The 19252-nt window shown below is 35.2% G+C and carries 20 protein-coding genes and 1 other annotated feature; of the genes, 3 read left to right on the forward strand and 17 right to left on the reverse strand.

All coding sequences use genetic code 11. The annotated features are described in order from the left end of the window. Nucleotides 1-5: 5 nt before the first annotated feature. The 4 genes from BK137_RS07660 to BK137_RS07675 form a co-directional block, all read right to left on the reverse strand. Nucleotides 6-785, reverse strand: coding sequence for an ABC transporter ATP-binding protein (locus BK137_RS07660; protein ID WP_143691025.1), 780 nt, complete (start codon nucleotides 783-785; stop codon nucleotides 6-8). A gap of 4 nt (nucleotides 786-789) precedes the next feature. Continuing rightward, nucleotides 790-1611 (reverse strand): ABC transporter permease, encoded by an 822-nt coding sequence (locus BK137_RS07665; protein WP_235175691.1) that lies wholly within the window; start codon nucleotides 1609-1611, stop codon nucleotides 790-792. Nucleotides 1612-1800: 189 nt separating this feature from the next. Beyond that, nucleotides 1801-1959 (reverse strand): YpzG family protein, encoded by a 159-nt coding sequence (locus BK137_RS07670; protein WP_076035312.1) that lies wholly within the window; start codon nucleotides 1957-1959, stop codon nucleotides 1801-1803. 148 nt (nucleotides 1960-2107) lie between these two features. After that, nucleotides 2108-2770, reverse strand: a complete 663-nt coding sequence (locus BK137_RS07675) for a hypothetical protein (RefSeq protein WP_038181672.1) — start codon at nucleotides 2768-2770, stop codon at nucleotides 2108-2110. Between the two features lie 320 nt (nucleotides 2771-3090). Here BK137_RS07675 and BK137_RS07680 point away from each other — a divergent pair, with 320 nt between their 5' ends. Both BK137_RS07680 and BK137_RS07685 read left to right on the forward strand, forming a co-directional pair. After that, complete coding sequence (locus BK137_RS07680) at nucleotides 3091-4353, forward strand: glycosyl hydrolase family 18 protein (protein ID WP_038181669.1); 1263 nt, start codon at nucleotides 3091-3093, stop codon at nucleotides 4351-4353. Nucleotides 4354-4532: 179 nt separating this feature from the next. Continuing rightward, nucleotides 4533-4901: a hypothetical protein gene (locus BK137_RS07685; protein ID WP_038181666.1), complete on the forward strand. Its 369-nt coding sequence runs from the start codon at nucleotides 4533-4535 to the stop codon at nucleotides 4899-4901. A 114-nt stretch (nucleotides 4902-5015) separates the two neighbouring features. Here the strand turns inward: BK137_RS07685 and BK137_RS07690 are convergent, their stop codons facing one another. The 7 genes from BK137_RS07690 to trpE all read right to left on the reverse strand — a co-directional run bounded on the left by BK137_RS07690 (nucleotide 5016) and on the right by trpE (nucleotide 10381). Beyond that, a complete protein-coding gene (locus BK137_RS07690; RefSeq protein ID WP_038181664.1) occupies nucleotides 5016-5831 on the reverse strand; it encodes an MBL fold metallo-hydrolase in 816 nt (271 codons plus the stop codon). A gap of 141 nt (nucleotides 5832-5972) precedes the next feature. Then, complete coding sequence (locus BK137_RS07695) at nucleotides 5973-6614, reverse strand: hypothetical protein (RefSeq protein ID WP_038181661.1); 642 nt, start codon at nucleotides 6612-6614, stop codon at nucleotides 5973-5975. A gap of 106 nt (nucleotides 6615-6720) precedes the next feature. Then, nucleotides 6721-7134: a GyrI-like domain-containing protein gene (locus BK137_RS07700; protein WP_038181659.1), complete on the reverse strand. Its 414-nt coding sequence runs from the start codon at nucleotides 7132-7134 to the stop codon at nucleotides 6721-6723. A 14-nt stretch (nucleotides 7135-7148) separates the two neighbouring features. Next, complete coding sequence (locus tag BK137_RS07705) at nucleotides 7149-7592, reverse strand: DUF1801 domain-containing protein (protein ID WP_235175690.1); 444 nt, start codon at nucleotides 7590-7592, stop codon at nucleotides 7149-7151. Between the two features lie 202 nt (nucleotides 7593-7794). Continuing rightward, nucleotides 7795-8235, reverse strand: coding sequence for a hypothetical protein (locus tag BK137_RS07710; protein WP_051448624.1), 441 nt, complete (start codon nucleotides 8233-8235; stop codon nucleotides 7795-7797). A gap of 173 nt (nucleotides 8236-8408) precedes the next feature. Beyond that, nucleotides 8409-8996: an anthranilate synthase component II gene (locus BK137_RS07715; protein ID WP_038181656.1), complete on the reverse strand. Its 588-nt coding sequence runs from the start codon at nucleotides 8994-8996 to the stop codon at nucleotides 8409-8411. Then, on the reverse strand, nucleotides 8993-10381 hold the full coding sequence (trpE, locus tag BK137_RS07720; RefSeq protein ID WP_038181653.1) for an anthranilate synthase component I: 1389 nt from the start codon (nucleotides 10379-10381) through the stop codon (nucleotides 8993-8995). Before trpE ends, BK137_RS07715 begins: the two co-directional genes overlap by 4 nt. 67 nt (nucleotides 10382-10448) lie before the next feature. Then, nucleotides 10449-10660: a binding site (T-box leader), on the reverse strand. Between the two features lie 210 nt (nucleotides 10661-10870). Between trpE and BK137_RS07725 the strand changes: the two genes are divergently transcribed. Continuing rightward, nucleotides 10871-11827 carry an alpha/beta hydrolase gene (locus BK137_RS07725; protein ID WP_038181650.1) on the forward strand — a complete coding sequence of 319 codons (957 nt, stop codon included), beginning with the start codon at nucleotides 10871-10873 and terminating at the stop codon, nucleotides 11825-11827. A gap of 173 nt (nucleotides 11828-12000) precedes the next feature. On the opposite strand, the gene BK137_RS07730 is transcribed toward BK137_RS07725, so the two are convergent. From BK137_RS07730 to BK137_RS07755, 6 genes are all read right to left on the reverse strand, one after another. Continuing rightward, the gene (locus BK137_RS07730) at nucleotides 12001-12414 is read right to left on the reverse strand and encodes a pyridoxamine 5'-phosphate oxidase family protein (protein WP_038181647.1); all 414 of its coding nucleotides are present in this window, start codon (nucleotides 12412-12414) and stop codon (nucleotides 12001-12003) included. A gap of 71 nt (nucleotides 12415-12485) precedes the next feature. Then, nucleotides 12486-13232, reverse strand: a complete 747-nt coding sequence (locus BK137_RS07735) for a helix-turn-helix transcriptional regulator (RefSeq protein WP_038181644.1) — start codon at nucleotides 13230-13232, stop codon at nucleotides 12486-12488. A 168-nt stretch (nucleotides 13233-13400) separates the two neighbouring features. Beyond that, nucleotides 13401-15629 (reverse strand): S8 family peptidase, encoded by a 2229-nt coding sequence (locus BK137_RS07740; protein ID WP_051448623.1) that lies wholly within the window; start codon nucleotides 15627-15629, stop codon nucleotides 13401-13403. 382 nt (nucleotides 15630-16011) lie between these two features. Beyond that, the gene (locus tag BK137_RS07745) at nucleotides 16012-16740 is read right to left on the reverse strand and encodes an ECF transporter S component (RefSeq protein ID WP_051448622.1); all 729 of its coding nucleotides are present in this window, start codon (nucleotides 16738-16740) and stop codon (nucleotides 16012-16014) included. Next, nucleotides 16689-18395, reverse strand: coding sequence for an ABC transporter ATP-binding protein (locus tag BK137_RS07750; protein ID WP_038181641.1), 1707 nt, complete (start codon nucleotides 18393-18395; stop codon nucleotides 16689-16691). Before BK137_RS07750 ends, BK137_RS07745 begins: the two co-directional genes overlap by 52 nt. After that, a complete protein-coding gene (locus BK137_RS07755) occupies nucleotides 18368-19249 on the reverse strand; it encodes an energy-coupling factor transporter transmembrane component T (RefSeq protein ID WP_038181639.1) in 882 nt (293 codons plus the stop codon). The genes BK137_RS07750 and BK137_RS07755 overlap by 28 nt, the downstream gene beginning before the upstream one ends. Nucleotides 19250-19252: the final 3 nt, after the last annotated feature.

A 19252-nucleotide genomic window follows, 5' to 3' on the forward strand; every position in this document is an offset into this window, starting at 1 on the left:
ACTAACTACTTTCTTGATTTTTGCACTTCATCTTGCAGATGCTTCCAAATGTCTAAAAAATGACCTGCTGTACGTTGGTCCGCTCTTATTTGCTCTATATTTCTAGGCCTTGGTAAATCATTTTTAATCTCTTTCACAATTCTACCAGGTTGCGAACTCATTAAAAGAATTCGATCGCTTAGTAGCAACGCTTCATCAATACTATGCGTTATAAATAGCACTGTTTTCTTTGTTTCTTCCCAAATAGATAAGAGTTCTTCTTGTAATATAAATTTATTTTGCTCATCAAGTGCTGCAAATGGTTCATCCATCAGTAAGATTTCAGGATCATTGGCAAATGCACGTGCAATACTTACACGTTGCTTCATACCTCCAGAAAGTTCCTTTGGATAAAGTGTTGAAAACTTTTCTAGGCCAACTTTTTCTAAATAGTAAGATGTACGCTCTTTGATCAATTCAGCTGGTAGATGTCTCATTTTCAGACCGAATGCAACATTATCTTCCACGGAGAGCCAAGGAATAACGCCTCTTTCTTGGAAAACCATCGATTGCAGAGGTCGATTTTCTTCACTCTCCACAATCTTAAATTCACCAACACTCGTTGTTTCGAGACCGGCTAAAATACGTAGCAACGTTGTTTTACCGCAACCACTTGGACCAACGAGACATACAAATTCACCTTCTGAAATATTGAGAGAAATATGATCCAAAGCAGTGACACTACTATTTTTCTTGTAAAATACTTTCGTCATATCTTGAATTGAAATTTTAGTGTTGTCTTCCACTGCTTCACCTCCAAGATAAAATCTTATTCTGTATCGCCCTTAGCAAAAGTGAAAATAAGTAGCCGAAAAATGAAATGAGTATAAGCCCAACGAACATCTCTTTTAGCATAAAGGCTTTATAAGAGGTCCAAATTAAATAGCCTATACCTGATGTAGCGCCCATCATTTCAGCTGCCACGATCGTTAAGAGAGCAATTGCCTGACCCATTTGAATCCCTTCCATCATGACCGGTAGCGCCCCAGGGAATGCAATTTTCAAGAAAAAGTCCTTAGAGCTAGCTCCGTAATTTTTGGCGACATCTAAATAGATGGAGTCAATATTAATGACTCCTGCCGTTGTATTGATGACAACTGGGAAAAATACACTACCAGCAATCGTTACAACTTTAGAGAAGTCTCCGATTCCAAATAGGATAATGATAATGGGTAACAAGGCGAGAGTAGGAATTGGCATAAGCGCCATTACAATAGGTGAGATGAAGTGCCTAATTGGTGAATACAGACCCATCAATAGACCAATGACAACGCCTGGTATAACCCCAAGTAGGAAACCCACAATAATGCGGTAAAGGGATATGCCAATATGGTTAGCTAGCTCACCACTCATTGCCATGGAATAAAATGTACTTACGATTTCAGATGGCGGTGGAAAGAAACGTGCATCAAGCAAGTTGGTTTGGGAAAGGAACTCCCATAACAGCAAGAGAAAAATAGGTGAAGCGATTGTAAGCATCTGCTTCATACGTTCTTTCAATTGTCTTTTCTTCCATTCCTGTTGTTCGACTTCGACAGGATTGTGATTTTTATTCATTTTATCGTCCCTCATTCTTCACCACCTCTTCATACAAATGATATGTACTTTGCCCTCGAAGTGTGTCACTGGCCTATAAGAAAAGGAATAACGCCTAGTTGCTATTAGCTTGATTAAACCGCTGGAAAAGAATAAATCACATATAAACACAAAAAACCCGGAAATTAAATTCCGGGTTTGATTGCACTTATACCTTCATGATCGTTATAACTGTGACTGTCGTGATTTCGCTGAAGTTCTCAAAAGTTTGTTATGCAGAGTTACCTCTGTTTGTCCATTCACTTGAGATTTTTGACGCTTATCCCTTGCCCAGTTGTGGTGGATTTGTTGAGATTTTGGATCTAAGTGTTCCGGCCTACTCATCGTGTTCCGCCTCCTAGTCATGGTGGATTTATAAGTGAAATCGTAAATAGTATAGCTTACTTACTAATAATAATACGTATCGTTAATTGGTAATTTTTTATTCTATTTTAGTGAATACAAAGGATTATTAAAATGAAATTTGCTCATCCTATAACGTCTGAATCCATTTATCTCCGTAAAGAAAAATGATAATCATCAAAACGAGAGAAAAATTCAGAATAATATTTGCTTCTTTCTTTATAAAATCACCTATGCAAAGAATTAGGAGTAATATAGCTGTTAACCAACCAATATTATATGCACCATATACGGCTGGTGCAAAAGCGATAGATGAAACTGCAGCAACATTCATCAATATGTCTACAAGTGTATTCTTGTCTTTTGACTTAGTTTCCTCCCTTTTAGTAAATTTACGTACTAGATAATAAATAGCAAGAGTAGCTGACAAAAATATAGTCGGAAAAATGATAAAACGCCAAATATTAAATTCATTATTCATATCAATAAATAGAGTATTTAATTTTTCAAAGGAATCTAAATCTATATCATATGTATTTCCTGACTTTGGATCATAAAGTGCAGTCATATAGCCACCATAGTTAACGTTTAAATATATATTTTCACCATTCGATAGCTGTATATCAATAACCCTTATACCTGCCAATGGTTCTATATAGTCAATAGGTTTTGTTTTTGAAATTTTGCTAAGAACTTTTTGGAGTTTTTCAGTATCTTTAATTTTCGTACGTTCAACAAATACCATTGATGAAATATTATAATAGCGTTCTGGCTTTAAGCTACTTTCCCTCAAGTTCCATGCTTCGGTAATCTTTTGCCCATGATACTCTTCTAAAGCAATTGTTTTTTGCTGCTGACGTTCATTACCAACAATCAGTAATACCCCTATCGCTACTACACAGAAAATACTCAGTACAAATGAGCTCCAGTAATTTTTAAATATTTTTTTAATATCACATTCCCCTGTCTTTTAAAGTTCCCCATTAATTTTTATATTATTAATTATTCTACACAATTTATTACCAAAATTAAACAAGCCGATTATTTACATAACACATTATTGAGTACACGCATATTATAAAGGGTTAAATATAGTTAAACAGAGGTGACACATTGTTTATATATGTTGTGAAAGCGGGAGATTCTTTATTTTCCATTGCATCAAAATATCAAGTAAATATGGATAGTATAAGAATTACAAATGGTTTGCAAATACCAAATATAGTCCCGGGGCAAGATTTGCTAATTCCTACAAATGTGTATATTGTTCAGCCTGGAGATTCCTTATATAAAATTGGTCAAATGGCTTTAGTGCCAGTTGAAACGATTAAGCTATATAATGGTTTACACACGAATAATTTATCATTGGGAATGCGTTTATATTTGCCACCTAGAACCAAATATAGAGCAGCCAATTTCAGCTATTTAACTCCTACTACACCAGCAAGAGATATAGAGTTGATAAATCAATTTGCAGATAGCAATTCTTATTATGGTGTTTTTGAATATCATATTTCAAATGACGGTACACTAAGTCCATTGTATCTACACAGCATTAATACATTAAGTCGGCAAAAACAAGTAGCGCCAATTGCTGTCATATCAAATTTAACTGAAACAGGTTTTAGTTCAGAAGTAGCAAGAAGTATTATTAGTAATCCGACTATAAGACAGCAAGCAGTAAATAATATTTATAACGTAGTAAAAGACAATAATTTTGCTGGGGTCAATATTGATTTTGAATTGCTTAAAGATTACGATGCAGCTGATTATGTGATTTTTATCCGCATGGTGAGAAATCGTTTAAGTCCAGAAGGTTATACTACGTCTGTTGCATTACCTGCTAAGACAGATGATACTACGCCATGGACAAAAGGTTATGACTATAAAGGGATTGGTGCTGCAGCTGATTTCGTCTTTCTGATGGCCTATGATTTTCATCATGGAGGTGGTGAACCAGGACCGGTGGCACCAGTAAATGAGGTACGACAAACAATTCAATATGCTAAAAATCATATGAATGCCAATAGAATCATTTTAGGTGTTCCAAATTACGGATATGATTGGACAATGGCTGAAGATGGTTCTGTCATAAGTGCTCGAGCCATTGCAGTAGGTGATGCTGTAAATACCGCAATGTCTTATCAAGTACCGATTCAATACTCCACTCAATATCAGCAAGCTCACTTTGAGTATTGGGACGCATTAGGTAATCGACATATTGTTTGGTTTGAGGATTCAAGATCTCGTGCACGTAAACTTCAAATGGTTGTAGATTACAAAATTAAAGGTATAGGCATCTGGCAACTAGGATTATCATTCCCTCAATCAGTTCATTTAGTGAGGCATTTTTTGAGTAAAAGAATTGTTATATAAGTTGACTAGAAAAAAAGTAAAAATAATAGTTCTTAATACATTCCTATGAAAATATAAACCGCAATTTTCTAATGCAAATAGAAAATTGTGGTTTTTTGTATTATAAGTACTTGAAGGGAATGTAGCTATATCTATTGAATTATTAATAAAGTATTAGTCACTAAAGGTGGTGGATTCATATGATGCCGGTAACAATTATTGAATTGACTTTTATCTTTGTAATTATTTCAGTTATTGGATTATTAGCTCTTTTATTACCTAAGTGGTGGAGGAGATTTACTTGGGGTTTAGCTTGTTTGATTCTTATAATTACAATTGGTTTTTATGTATCGCGACCTTTTATTGTTCAACATCAAACAGAAAAAGCTATTGAGAATTTAAACATATATTTAAAAGTAAAATATGTAGGAGAGTCTTGGGAAATTACTGATACCGATGCGTACCGCATAAAACCAGATGCGTATCTACATGTTAGATTTGATAATGAGCGCTTCGTAACTTATAAATATCAAATTACTAAAAATCAAATAAAACAAACTGGATCCTAGATTTCTACTACTGGTTTAACACCCGAAGAAGAAGGAGTATCCCCTATTCATGCTGAAAAATAGTATAATTAAAAATAAGAAGCACATTAATCTGTGCTTCTTATTTTCTTAACTTTACCTACTTCCTTCCACAAAACCCTTAACAATATGAATGGCAGACCATTCACCTTCAGATGTTTCAACTATTGGATAAACTCTTGGGAATAGTTGAGCAGTTATTTCCTCTACAGACATACCTTTCTTATGCAAATTAATAATTTGCGACTGTAACACTTCTAAATGGTCAATCTTGTTTTTTATTTCCTTATGGCCATCTTCTATATATCCTGCGTGGCAGCAATACATATCTTTAAAATCATAGGTTAATAATTTCCGTAAGGATTGTAGAGTATCGACGATATTTTCTTCTGCTAAAATTACTTTCGTTTTTTCCTGAATAAACAAATCACCAGTAAACAATGCACCAGTTTCCTTGTTTAGGAACGCTAAATGATCTTGAGTATGACCAGGTGTATTAATTACATCCCAAGTCGCATTTTTTGATTGGAACGTCTCTCCGATTGCTTGGGCTTGAAATGGCTCGCTTTGTCCCCAAAAGTACTGACGATACTTTGGATAGATATATTCTTTACTACAGCGCTCGACAGAGTCTTTATGAATATAGAAAGGGATATCTCTCTGTTCTTTTATCCAAGCTGCACAACCAATATGATCCTCATGGAAATGCGTAAGCATCACTTGTTCAAAATCAGCTTGCTCGAAAAAAGAACGAAATGATGGAAGCAAAGATTGTGCTCCTGTATCAATCAATATGCCATCTACTGCAAAACTAAACACATTCATCTTCACCGGTCCAAGTGCAATTGTACTATTCGCTAGTTGTACATCATTATGTTTTGAAACATCTATCGATTGTTCTAGTTTCACCATCATATTCTCTCCTTTATGTACTATCCCTTATACTTTATCAGAAAATTAAAACTATTAAAATATAAATAGATTAATCCATTTAAGAAAAATAAAAAAGCAGGGCGGCTACCCCTGCTTCATTAAAATTCAATTGTACAAATATTATTTTTTTCCGCCGACATTAAATGCTTTTAGCTCTTTTTCAAATGTTGCTTGATTTAATACAAGCTGCATTCCCTTTGATTCATCTATTGCTAATTGCATATGCTTTTTATAATTTTCTAGATTTTTCAATTGCAGTGCAATTTCTGCTTCTACAGCATGTGTCATCCATGCTTGGTCAAAACTATAAGTGCGTGCTTTCTTATAATTTTTTTGTAAAACGTCAGCAAGTGCTAAATGGTAGCTTCTATTAGGTTCTCTTTTAATTTCCTTAGCAAACTTAATCGCATTTTCATATTGCCCTAGTCGATAGCTACGTAAAAATTCAAAGCTATTACGGAGATCTGGCTGCTTATATTTCGCAATGATACGATCTATCTCTTTCATTTCATCCTCTAACGTGCCTTCTTTTACTGCAAGAACATGTGCGAAAAGTGGATTTCTACGTTGATTACGCATCGCTCGTTCAATTTTCTTCGCATCTTTAGATAAGTACATAACAAGTACATTATTATAAATCACGGCAGCCACAGCAATTATAAAGACGACAACTATGACCCATGTAGGAGCATTAAACCATGCAAGTACGAAACCAATTACCGCTAAAAACAAATACAGTAAAACTAACCTTAAATAATACAAACTCTTCACCTCGAGCTTATTGTACATTAATTTTATAAATAAAGCTTTTGATATATATACGAAATCAATTAAAAAAGCGTAGAGTATAATACTCTACGCCGGACTTTTAAACGATTGGCACCCAAACTTCTATATCGTGTAAATCTTGGCCGATATATTTCTCAAAACTCATAGATGGACGATGTGTAACTTCCTGATTACTGAATAATTTTCGGAATGTATCTTGAATCTGGCCGATTCCACCAGCAACTTTACCGACTAAGTATCGACCTTCAGGAATCTTAACAGTCACTGCTGTAATTTCATCTGGTAGAAGATGATCGTCAATACCAGCGACGTAATCTAAACCGTCTTCATTCATTTGAATACAAACACCATATGATACGTCCTGCGATACGCTATAGCCTTCAAGGACATTCGCAAGTTCCTCCCACTTCTCGGGAATATCTGACGTTTTTCCTTGATGAATACTCAAACCTTTCACAACAAGCCCATCAATTTCTTCGATACGTGTCTGCATTCAAAACACCCCTTCTATGCTTTTTTAAGTTGCTTCTCGTACAATTCTATCCATTCATCTACTGTCATTTTACTGACGAGCTCAGCAATTAACGCATATGGTATATTCTTGGCATTCGAAAACCGTATGCAACTCTTACCCATATTGAGCTTAGTAGTCATATGTTTCGGGTATTCAGTAACAAACCAGTCAAGTAACTCCGGTTTAGAATAGATCCCCATATGATACAGAGAAAGGTGTTGCTTTTGAGCTGCTACACCTATGAATGGTAGCGGTTCATCAGGACTGCAGTGATAGCCATTCGGATATATTGACTTCGGTACTACGAAGTTCGGCATCGAATACTGCATGACCAATTCAAAACCTGGTGGTAAATTTTCTTGCACCGTTTCGAAGAGTTTTCGAAACGCCTCACGCCTGTTTTCATCAACATTTTCAATATATTCTGAGATTTCCAACTCCAGCCCTCCTTTTCCAATTATTATACGCAATAATATTGAAAATACAAACAACTAATTACTTTTTATTGGATATAGCATTATTTTAAAAAAAGAATTATCCAGTAAAAAGGATAGCTTAATCGATATCGCACTGCTGAAGGTTGAATAATAACAAATATAATATTTTTTTATTACCAACTTTCTAGGGATTTTTGTCTGTTTAAAATAGATTTTCAATGTATTTATAAATAGATTTATCTTTAAATTCGTAAAGGTTAGCATTATTTTCACTACCCTCATAATTAAAAACAGAAAAAACCTGATTATTTTCAATTCGTAATCCAAATTTTCTATCCCCAGCTATCCATATAGTAATCCAGTAAGATTCATCTATTTTGATAGAACTTTCTTTTACTTTTTTTATTTCTGCTTCGGAAATGGTAGATACAAATACATTTATGTCTTGTTCTTTAGTATAGAGTATTTGCTTACTATCCGATCCTCTAATAAGTTCTATTTGACTTATAACTCCAACATCTGCTTCTTCCCAAAATTCATTTTTGAAAGAAGCTTTACCTACTCCACTAAAGAAGATATAACAAAAAACGAATCCAATAATAATAACTAGAGATATAACAAAAACGCTCTTATTTCCTTTCATCAAATCCCCCCATCTCATCACTTTATTCCAACTTTTAGGTATTTATAAATTTTTTATGTCATTTGGTGAAATAAAAATTGAAGGTTTCGATTCAAAGAATACAAAAAGAAAGAAATGAAAGCCCAATCCTCTCAGTATTATTAATAAGAGAATTGGGCTTATTTTATGATTAGTTAATCATAATAAACGGTACAATAGGATTCAATAAACGAATGGATCATACTATCCCCTTCAGGCGTACCGATGGATTCGGGATGAAATTGCAGGCCAAAGACTGGATATATTTTGTGTTGAATAGCCATTATCTCGTTATCATCAGTAGCTGTCGCAGTTACTTTAAAGGCTTGTGATAACGTTTTAGGCTCGATCACTAGTGAATGATACCTCATAACAGAGAGCGGACCATTAAGCGCTGAGAATAGGCCAGCTTGCTCGTAATCAACTAAAGATAATTTACCATGCATGATATTTTGTGCCTGCACGATCTTTGCACCAAAGGCTTCTGCAATCGATTGGTGACCTAGGCAAATACCGAGAATGGGAAACTCTTTATAAAGCTCTTGTACAATCTGTACAGAAATACCCGCTTCAGATGGCGTACCAGGTCCAGGTGAAATGATAATAGCCTCTGGTCGCATATGACGGATATCGTCTATAGTCAGCGCATCATTTCGCACGACTTGAACATCTTTCCCTAATGCACTCACTTGTTGATAAAGATTGTATGTGAATGAGTCATAATTATCGATTAATAGGATCATTTTCGCACCTCCAAAAGCGCTTTTGCTTTATTAAGTGTCTCCTCGTATTCGCTATCTGCAATTGAGTTATAGACAATACCAGCACCTGCTTGCACATGTGCTTGACCGTTTCGAACAACCATTGTACGAATAGCTAGGGCCATATCCATATCACCGGAAATTGAGATATAGCCTACTGCCCCGGCATATACACCACGTTTTGTCGTTTCTAACTCATTGATAATTTGCATTGCACGAATTTTAGGTGCACCTGACACAGTGCCTGCGGGCAAGCAGGTTGCTAGTACATCTAACACATGAATATCGTCTTTTAACTCGCCAGTCACTTCAGAAACAATGTGCATGACATATTTGTAGTATTCAATATCCATATATTTTGGTAGCTTCACTGAGCCAATTTTGGATAGTTTACCGATATCATTGCGTCCGAGATCGACTAACATACGATGTTCAGCAATTTCCTTTTCATCTTCAAGTAAACTTTTGGCAAGTTCAGTGTCTTCTATAGCCGTTTTACCACGAGGACGCGTTCCGGCAATCGGATTTGTGGTAACAAGTCTATTTTTAACCTTTACTAGACTTTCAGGTGAAGTACCTAAAATGATATAGTCTTCAAAATCCATATAAAACATATAAGGTGAAGGGTTAGATGTACGTAATTTTCTATATAAAGAAAATGGATTTCCTGAAAATGGCGATGAAAAACGTTGTGAAAGTACGACTTGGAATATATCACCTTGCTTTATATGTTCCTGAGCGGTTTTGACCATATCACAAAACGACACTTCATCCATTGATGATTTAAATTCTAAAGTATCTCCTTCCACTTCAGGTTGTGACACAGTTGTCATTTGTAGGCTTGTCACAATCTCTTGAATACTTGCCTTCATTTCTTCAGGACTACGACCACTATTAAACAAATCAATCGCAACAATTGATACAGTTTGTTGTAAATGATCATAAATAATAAATGAATCGTAAAAAAGCATATGCATATTCGGCATGTCTAGCTCATCTGGCAAAGAATTACCGATTTTTTCAAAATAAAAGGCAGTTTCATAACCGATATAGCCTATTGCTCCACCAAAGAAGGCAAACGGATAGTCTTCCTGATTTAATGGTAGCATTTCTTTTAAAACATCAATTGGAGAACGTTGTAATTCACTCTGCTGCCCTTTTTTCAAAATTATCGTACCATTTTCCGTACTTTTTAACTCTGCAATTGGATTCAAGGCGATAAATGAATATCGACCACTTTCTTGGTGCTTAGCAGACGATTCAAAAAGCATTTTCTTTCGACCTCTTACTGCTTGATAAATGGATATCGGTGTCATCATATCCCCTTGAAGTGTTACCATCTCATACTCTCTCGTCTTAACTGTCATTTGCTCAAACTCCTTTTCTCAGCTCATCTCAAGTAACACAAAAAGCCCCCCATAGAGACTATTCTCTATGGAGGGCGGAAATTCCGCGGTACCACCTCAATTGCAGCAAAAAACGCTACCACTATAAGCGATATAACGATTCGCCAATCGAACTGCCATACTCAACTTTCAAGCAGTCACTCAAAGGTCCATTCCATCAGTTGCTACGTATCGGTTTCCACCTAACCCGACTCTCTATCCGCGCATTCCTTAAGTACTAATCCTTATCTACGAGTTCTGTTATACAATTGTGGTAAAATGTTACTTGCATTTATTATAAAGAGAAGTGTCTTAAAATTCAATCATTAATTTATGGAGACTTCTTATTGAAGTAAAACAACACTTAGGCAACTTATAAAATGCTATGGTAACAAAACTATTTCAAATTACTACATATGCTATACTTTGAACTATTAAAATATTAATAGTTCAGTATAAAGGAAGTGTCTTATGAAAAAATTCAGTATTATTTCTTCAGTAATTATCGTTATATTAGTCATTGCTTATGGCTTAGTAGGAAATTATTTTTACAATTTTGCTTTAAATGCTAATACGGAAAAAGAATTTTTAACAGGTAATCCACATTTAGCTAAATCAAAAGCTGTTTCAGCAGAAGTAGCAAAAACAAGTGAATTAGCGGATGTTGCCTTTTCCAAAGAACATCCACCTATTACAACAAGTATTGTTTCTTCAGATAAATTAACATTAAAAGGTCATTTATATGAAAACAACAATACAGATCATAAATGGGTCATTATCGATCATGGATATACTTCGAATAACACGCTGATGGTTCGATGGATACGTAATTTTTATGAAAAAGGATACAATGTGATAGCACCAGATCTTCGTGGACACGGAGAAAGCGATGGAGATTACATCGGCATGGGATGGGATGATCGAAAAGACATGCTTTTATGGATCAAGACAATTACTGATAAAGATCCAAAAGCTGAAATTGTCTTATTCGGAATTTCCATGGGAGGGGCCACTGTCATGATGACCTCTGGCGAAAAATTACCTTCAAATGTCAAAGTAATTGTTGAAGATTGTGGTTATTCATCTGTTATAGATGTATTTACATACCAGCTTGATGACTTGTTTAATTTACCTAAGTTCCCTGTTATGAACGCGGCTAACACTATAACGAAAATTCGTGCAGGGTATGATTTAACTGAAGCCTCTGCAGTCAAACAAGTGGCGAAGAGTAAAACACCTATGCTATTTATCCATGGCGATAAAGATACATTTGTCCCTTACGAAATGCTAGATGAAGTATATAACGCAGCTAATGTTGAAAAAGGAAAATTAATTATTCCAGGGGCAGGTCATGGAGAAGCTGAAAAAGTAGATCCTGAGAAGTATTGGAATACAGTCTGGGGATTTGTGAATAAATATATTGATTAATATAGAGAAACATTGATCTGGGAGTAGGTGCTCCCAGATCTTTTTAAATTGTTGAATTTATTATAAAATGAGTAACTTGATTGTATAAGCATAAACTCATAAAATCGCACATCATATGGAAATTACCATATTAAGGAAATATGGTTATAGCCAAAAAGCGCGGTTATATCTTTTTATTTAATTTCTAACTCTTGCGGAGGCTCACCTTTTTTATTTAGAAGTGTAATTCGTTCAGGATCAATTTTCAAAATGACCATTTCTTCAGGTTTATCAAATATTAATCCTGATAGCTTACTTAGAATCTTCGTTTTCTTACTTTCATCATCAAATTGAGTGACTTTTCCTTCATACTCTACATAGGCATCGCCAAAACCGTTACCGTCATAGCCAAGTAATATGTGTGTAAAAGGATTTTCGTGCAGAGTATCATATTTAGTTGTCTCTTTACTTGTTGCTGTGTAGAGAGTCAAATCATCATTAAAAAAGGTCATGTAGCATGAATACGGTTTGTTATTATGCACTGTAGCCATTGTCCCAACTTTACTATCTTTTAAAATAGACAGAATATTATCGTTTAAATCATTCATAAAGAAAACAACTCCTTATATATTATACGTTCTAGTGTATATTTCCCTATAAGGAGATATATAAACATTATCTATTCCGATTTGTTTTGAAAAAATGCAAGCATATATCGTAAGTAATGTCGAGTCGTTGTTATTCTATCTTCTAATGATTTAGCAATGACATCATAAAATGCCGTCCCAGCGTCTGTTCCTTTTAATTTCCGTATAGTACGTCTTTCATCAGGCCAGTAACCTACGAGTAAATTCGTTTCTTCCATTTCACGTGCGATTTGATATAAATAACCGTTTGAAGGAGTCCACCCAAACACATCTTCTAGTTGTTGACCTACTTCTGCCATATAAAAGGATGATCTTGTTTGACTTAGTTTAAGTGCCAAATAGCGTACGATATCCTTTACTGATATAAGTTTTGAGAAATAAGCACGAAATTCTTCAGGAAGCGGATGGTTAGGTGCTTCTGGTTTTTCCCCATTTTTTGTTAAGGCGTAATAAAAACGATCCAATACGAGTACGATTTCATGGAATTGCTGGAAATAAAGTTTTTCATATCTGCGGAGTCGTTCAATACCTAGATCAGTAGCATGATAAAATAGACGTTTTTGTTCTTGTCTCACTTTTAAAGCCCCATCTGCTTCTAGTTGTTTAGCAATGCGTGCAACATATTCATAGCCAACTGGGCGTCCGGGGAAGTTATTTTGAAAGGTTTTATGTATTTCAACAGAATAACATTCCGTTTGTTGTGTTTTGAATAGCCAATATAGTGCTACAGTGTCCCTAATGCTAAAGCCAACAGTTTGTTGAAACGTTTTTTCTTTCATATACAACACCTTCCATTTAATAGTTTTATTTACATTTATTATAAACCTCGTTAGTCCATATGTTCAACAAAAAATATACCCCCATACATACTCCCCTCCCCTTTTATTATCAACCACTTAGATTAAGCGGTTTAAGAGGATAAGAGACCTATATGGAGGCGACTTTTTCTATGATTGCACATTAACTAAAGTACTTTTACTACGATTATGTGCTTGATCAATAGCATAAAAAGAAACAGTTGAATTTCTCTTTAACTTTTTAATTTTCAAAGTGAATTTACCTGAAGATTTCACTTCGGTTTTAGCCAATATCGTTTTCCCTTTTTTCATTTCAATTATTGAAAACGGTTCAGCAGTACCCGTTATGATTGTTGAGTGACTTGTTACCTTATTTACTTTTGGCTTAGCTGGTGCCGTTTTATCTATAACTGTCAATCTTTTTACTGGGCTCGAATTGCCTTGTTTATCTGTAATATAGACGGTTAATTGACTATTAGCCTCTTGTTTTTTAATAGCAGCAATATAGCTACCATTTGATTGGACAGTAGCTTGAGCTATTTTTTTATTGCCTTTATAAATTAAAAAAGTCGTATTTGCTTCGGCAGTACCGCTTACATTTATACTCCGATCAGATACCTTTTTTACTGAAGGTGAATGTAAAACTTTCTTCAGAGGTGTTTGAATGATGATTGCTACACCTTTCGATATATTTTTAGATTCGTCTTCTGTTTTCACTTCGATTTTATACGTTTGACTAGGGTTCAGATTACGTATTGTATATGTAGATTCTTTCGTCGTAGCCACTTTTTTATTATTTACGTATATTTTAGACTGTTTAAAGTCTTCGCTTGACGGCTTTCTCCAATTAATCGTTGCAGCATTAATTTTAATTGATGAAGCTATTAATTTTGTCACCTCAGCAGGGGGGCTGATGTCCTTTAACGTATGCAATTGCAGGTCTGTACCATTGGATGATCTTCCGTCTCGACTTACAACTTTCAAAGTAATCTTATAGTCTTTTGAAGCCTGTAATTTTTTCATTGTATATTTATTTGAAGTAGTGGTTGTTACTAGTTTATCATCTAAAAAAATGGCTACTTTTTTAACGTTCGTATCATTTGGTAATGAAAAACTAACAGTCGCTGTATGATCGGTTACTTTTTCAATTTGAGGATCAACCAAATCTTCAATGACTGAGTCTTCGGCTTGTGGGTATTGAACTAGACCATGCCCATATAAATTGTCAATACCTGTTATACCAAGGTCAATTGCCTGTTCATCTAATTTTGCACGTAATTCTTTCGCTGATAAAAATGGATATTGTTGTTTTAATAGTGCGAGAATCCCTGTAACATGAGGAGCTGCATAGGAAGTACCGCTAGCATAAATCAATTTGCCATCCTTATTTATCGTTGGTACAGCTTCACCTGGAGCAGTAAGATTCATTGATGACCCTGTATTTGAGAACGAACTAATCTTTTGTTTAGCACTAACAGATGAAACGGCAATAACTTGACTATATCTTGCAGGATACGTAACATTTCTGTCATTGCCATCATTTCCAGCTGATGCAACAATTAAAATACCGGCGTTATAAGCTTTTTGAATAGCATTTCGTAGTGCAGGTACATCAATATATAATCCAGATGAAATATTAATAATGTCCATTTTGTTTGCAATTGCCCAGTCAATTGATTTGACGATTTCTGTTGTAGTCCCACTCGTTGTGCCATCCGCATATTTCAAGGAATACAATTGAACATTTGGTGCAACCCCAATAACATCACTTGTTTTTTGGTCTTTTAAATAGCCACCAACTCTCGCTCCAATGACTGCAGCTACTGATGTACCGTGACCATTATTTCTTATACCTCCACGATCCACATTGTCTGATTCTTTAATGGTTGTTTCTGGCAGATCCCTTACAAAGGATACTCTTCTCGCAACATTTGGCAAATCATCAATGAGGTTAATCCCTGTATCAATAATTGCTACTTTTACTTTATTGCCAAAAATACCGCTATCCCATGCTACAGGTGTATTAATTAAACTTAGATTCCAAGTAGGTACTAACAAAGGTTGAACCGGTGTATCCAAATCAGCTAAAGTCATAGGTGCTTCTTTTGTATCAACAAATTCAATGTTCGGATCTTTTTTTAGTTCAGATAATTGCTGTTCAGTTAAAGTTACCTCAACCATTTCCACGTTATGCAGTACTTCATTGACATCTTCCACGTCACCTAACACCTTCTGCTTACCTTCTTCATTCTTATATGAGATCAACGCATTGATTGTATCTTCTTCAGCGTAAGCGGATTGATGGTTATCGGATAAGGTCCATAAAGCTGTTAAAGCAAGACATGAAATACTAATATTTTTCCATAATTTCTTCTTCACTGTTATGAGACCCCCTTTCTTCATTTTTTTAGCATAAAGTCTAATATTATGTATATTTTATTCTACTTAATAGACTTTCACAAATTTAATATATTTTTAGCTCTATGAAGATTACGTGTTTCATAAGTAAAGAATACGTGTAACCCTCCTTACTGGAAGAATTGCAATTTCAACATAATTCCGGCAATGTTTATCTTATCCTTTTTATAAGCAAAAAAGATCTTCGAGTCCGGATGTTCGATTGTTCATTAAGTCTGTCATTGATATCGAAACAGACATAGAAAACGAAGAATGCTGATTGAAATTGAAAGCAAGCTGTATCAAAAAAAGAACTGTTTTAAAAGTCTAGATTTACGACTTTCGAAACAGTTCTTGTTCTTTTCTAGTTGTTCAACATCCCGTATTTCACTTTTATTCGTTCTAATTTTTCACCAATCGGTTTGGCTAAAACGAGTAAAAAAACGACATTTGATACTACATAGACAATCGTAAACGGAATAGCTGTTGACATTGCAATTAAATACCTTTTCCAAGAAAACAATCCATCATAAGAAATGACCGTCCAAATGTCCATACAGAAGGAATACATTATTCCAGCAAAAACCCCATAAATAATAAGTGCTATTTTACTTTTCATCCAACCTTTTTGTCCTAATAGACCAGCGATAAAACCAAGGATTCCCCATGTAAACATTTGAAATGGCGTCCAAGGACCTTGTCCGAAAAAGATGTTCGATGCTATGGCAGATGTCGCTCCTGTAAGAAAACCTGCTTCCGCTCCGAAAGCAAATCCGGTAATGGCTGTAATGGCCGTCACTGGCTTGAAAGCTGGAATCCAAATGAATGCTGCACGACCTGCAACGGAAATAGCCGACATAACAGCTATCGTTAAAATTTCTCGTGCTTGTGGTTTTCTTCTTTCAAATGAAACAAAGAATGGCACACATGCTAATAATACGATAATCATAGATATAAGATTGTATTTACGATCATTTAAGATAGTCACTCCAATAAGCATGACGATTGGAATAACTACAAAAATGATGATACTGGAGAAAATTAGACGTTTACGGGAGTAGTTGTCTGCTCGAGCTGTTGATTGTGCTTGCATAACGAAATCACGTCCTCACTTGTCACTGCAAAATCATATAAATGACGCGACATTCGATGCGCTGCAGTTGTATAAAAATTATTTCCACTGTAAAACAGTTTTGGTTCATCCTCAGAAACAATATTGCCATCAAAGAACATTGCACAACGGTCAGAATATTGCGCTGAAAACTCAATATCATGTGTAACCATTACAACGGCCACACGACGCTTTTTAAGCGCTTGTAGTACTTCGGCGAATATTTCCTTAGAATATGCATCAATGCCCTTTGTAGGTTCGTCTAGAAGGATTATTTTAGGGTTTAGTAACAAGACTTTTGCTAAAGCAACTTTTTGTTGTTCTCCCCCGCTCAAATCATATGGATGACTATCTAATAAATGTCCGATATTAAGTGTTGTGATAATTTCATTCAACTGTACATTGGCTGCCTCTTTTGAGATGCCTAAGACGTCTATTATACTATCGAATTCAAGTTGTACTTTCTTTTCAACGAGTAGTGTTAATGGGTCCTGTGGTAAAACAGCTAAATTATTTCGATACAATTCGCCATTTGAAAACTTTTTAATGGATTTACCATTGATGAAGACTTTTCCTCGATACGGTTTATATAAACCTGACATTACACCTAGTGCAGTTGTTTTCCCTGTACCGTTCCCCCCTAAAATACTAACAATCTCCCCAGCACGTACTTGCATGGAGAAACCTCTTAATACATCTTGAGCATTCTTTTCATAACGGAACCATGCTTCTTTAACTTCCAAGACAATGTCATCAGGTGGAATCTCTGAACTCAATTTACTTTCTAAAGCTCGTAATTCATTAGTAAAGTGCTTTGTTAGCCAATTTCGACCATCTCTTATGGTTAGTGGAACAATGTCATTGATTTGCAATGCATTATTAATACGCACTGGTGTTGGTAAGCCTAGCATCATTGGATGAGAGGCATCGAATGCTTTTAATTGCTGTGCAACATCCTGCGGGGAATCATTACAAATAATGCGCCCTTTTTCCATGACCACAACGCGATCTGCTATTGGGAAAACCTCTTCTAAGCGATGTTCTACAAGAATAATTGTTAATCCAAGTTCTTTATTTAACTTTTGCAAAGTACCGATGAATTCCGTAGCCGCAATTGGATCAAGCTGAGATGTCGGTTCATCTAAAATCAATAATTTGGGTTGCATTGCCATAATCGCTGCAAGATTTAGCAGTTGCTTTTGGCCGCCTGATAATTCCATCGTACTTTTTCTAAACCACTGCTGAATACCGAAGAAATTCGCCATTTCAGCCACTCTACGTCGAATTGTCATCGTGTCCAATCCTAAATTTTCTAGACCGAAAGACAATTCATGCCACACTTTATCAGTGACAATTTGATTTTCTGGATTTTGCATAACAAAACCTATTTCAGAAGCTGCCACGCGATCAGGTAAATCGGCCAATGCAGTACCCGCATAAAGGATAGTCCCTGATTTATCTCCATGAGGAGCTATCTCTCTTTTTAAATGTTTTAATAACGTACTTTTACCGCAGCCAGATGTACCACAAAGAACAGCAAATTCACCTTCTTCAATTATTAAATTGATATCATCTAATACTCGCTCGTGTTTGTCTGGATATTGGAAATTTACATGTTGTATTTCAATGAGCGCCATTTAATTGCCTCCCGAATTTCAATCACAATAGGTATTACTAGTAAACTAGCATAAGAAATATAAAGTCCTATGCTAATTGGAGTTAAAGCTAATTCAGTAAACGTTGGATAAAAATAATACGTCGTCATACCAAAGTAACTGCCAATAATATTCGTTAAAAGAAGTGTTAATATGATCCCGAGCAAAAAACCATCTCTTTTTTCAAAAACGAATAATGAAAATGTGGAACGGTTTTTCAAGCCATAACCACGTGCTTTCATCGAATCAGCCGTCTCAATTGCATTTTCAAGCGCCCAAGTTATAAGAATGGAGATAATGCGAATCCCGCTTTTTACTCTTTGCCATGGGTTGCCGGCTGAAATATCCATGCCTATTGTTTTTTGTGCATGTGAAATAATAGTAATTTGATGTTTAAAACGCGGGACAAGACGTAATGTTAATGAAATGACCAGCGCTAGTGCGGGAGATACCTTACCGAATAAATAAAGAAATTTATCGGATGTCATTACAACGTTATAACAACCAAACCAAAAAATGACTGAACAGATCATAATCGACATCGCAAATCCATAAACAATAGCCTCTAATGTTATAGCATTATAATCTATGTAAAATAGAATGATTTCCCCATCATGACTAATAAGTGGATTAATAATTGCAGCGATAAAAAACATCGGCACGAAAAATTTTAAGCCGCTAACAAATGATTTTCTATTCAGTAATAGACTTAATGTAATTGCTCCAATACATGTAATGAGTAAATAAACTGGATGCATATAGAACATGGAAAGTCCGATGACAGATGCAAAATATGCGAAAAGGACAATGGGGTGATACGTTTCAAATGCTTTCATGAT

Origin of the sequence: Viridibacillus arenosi (assembly GCF_001955655.1) — a bacterium.
GTDB classification, from domain to species: domain Bacteria; phylum Bacillota; class Bacilli; order Bacillales_A; family Planococcaceae; genus Viridibacillus; species Viridibacillus arenosi.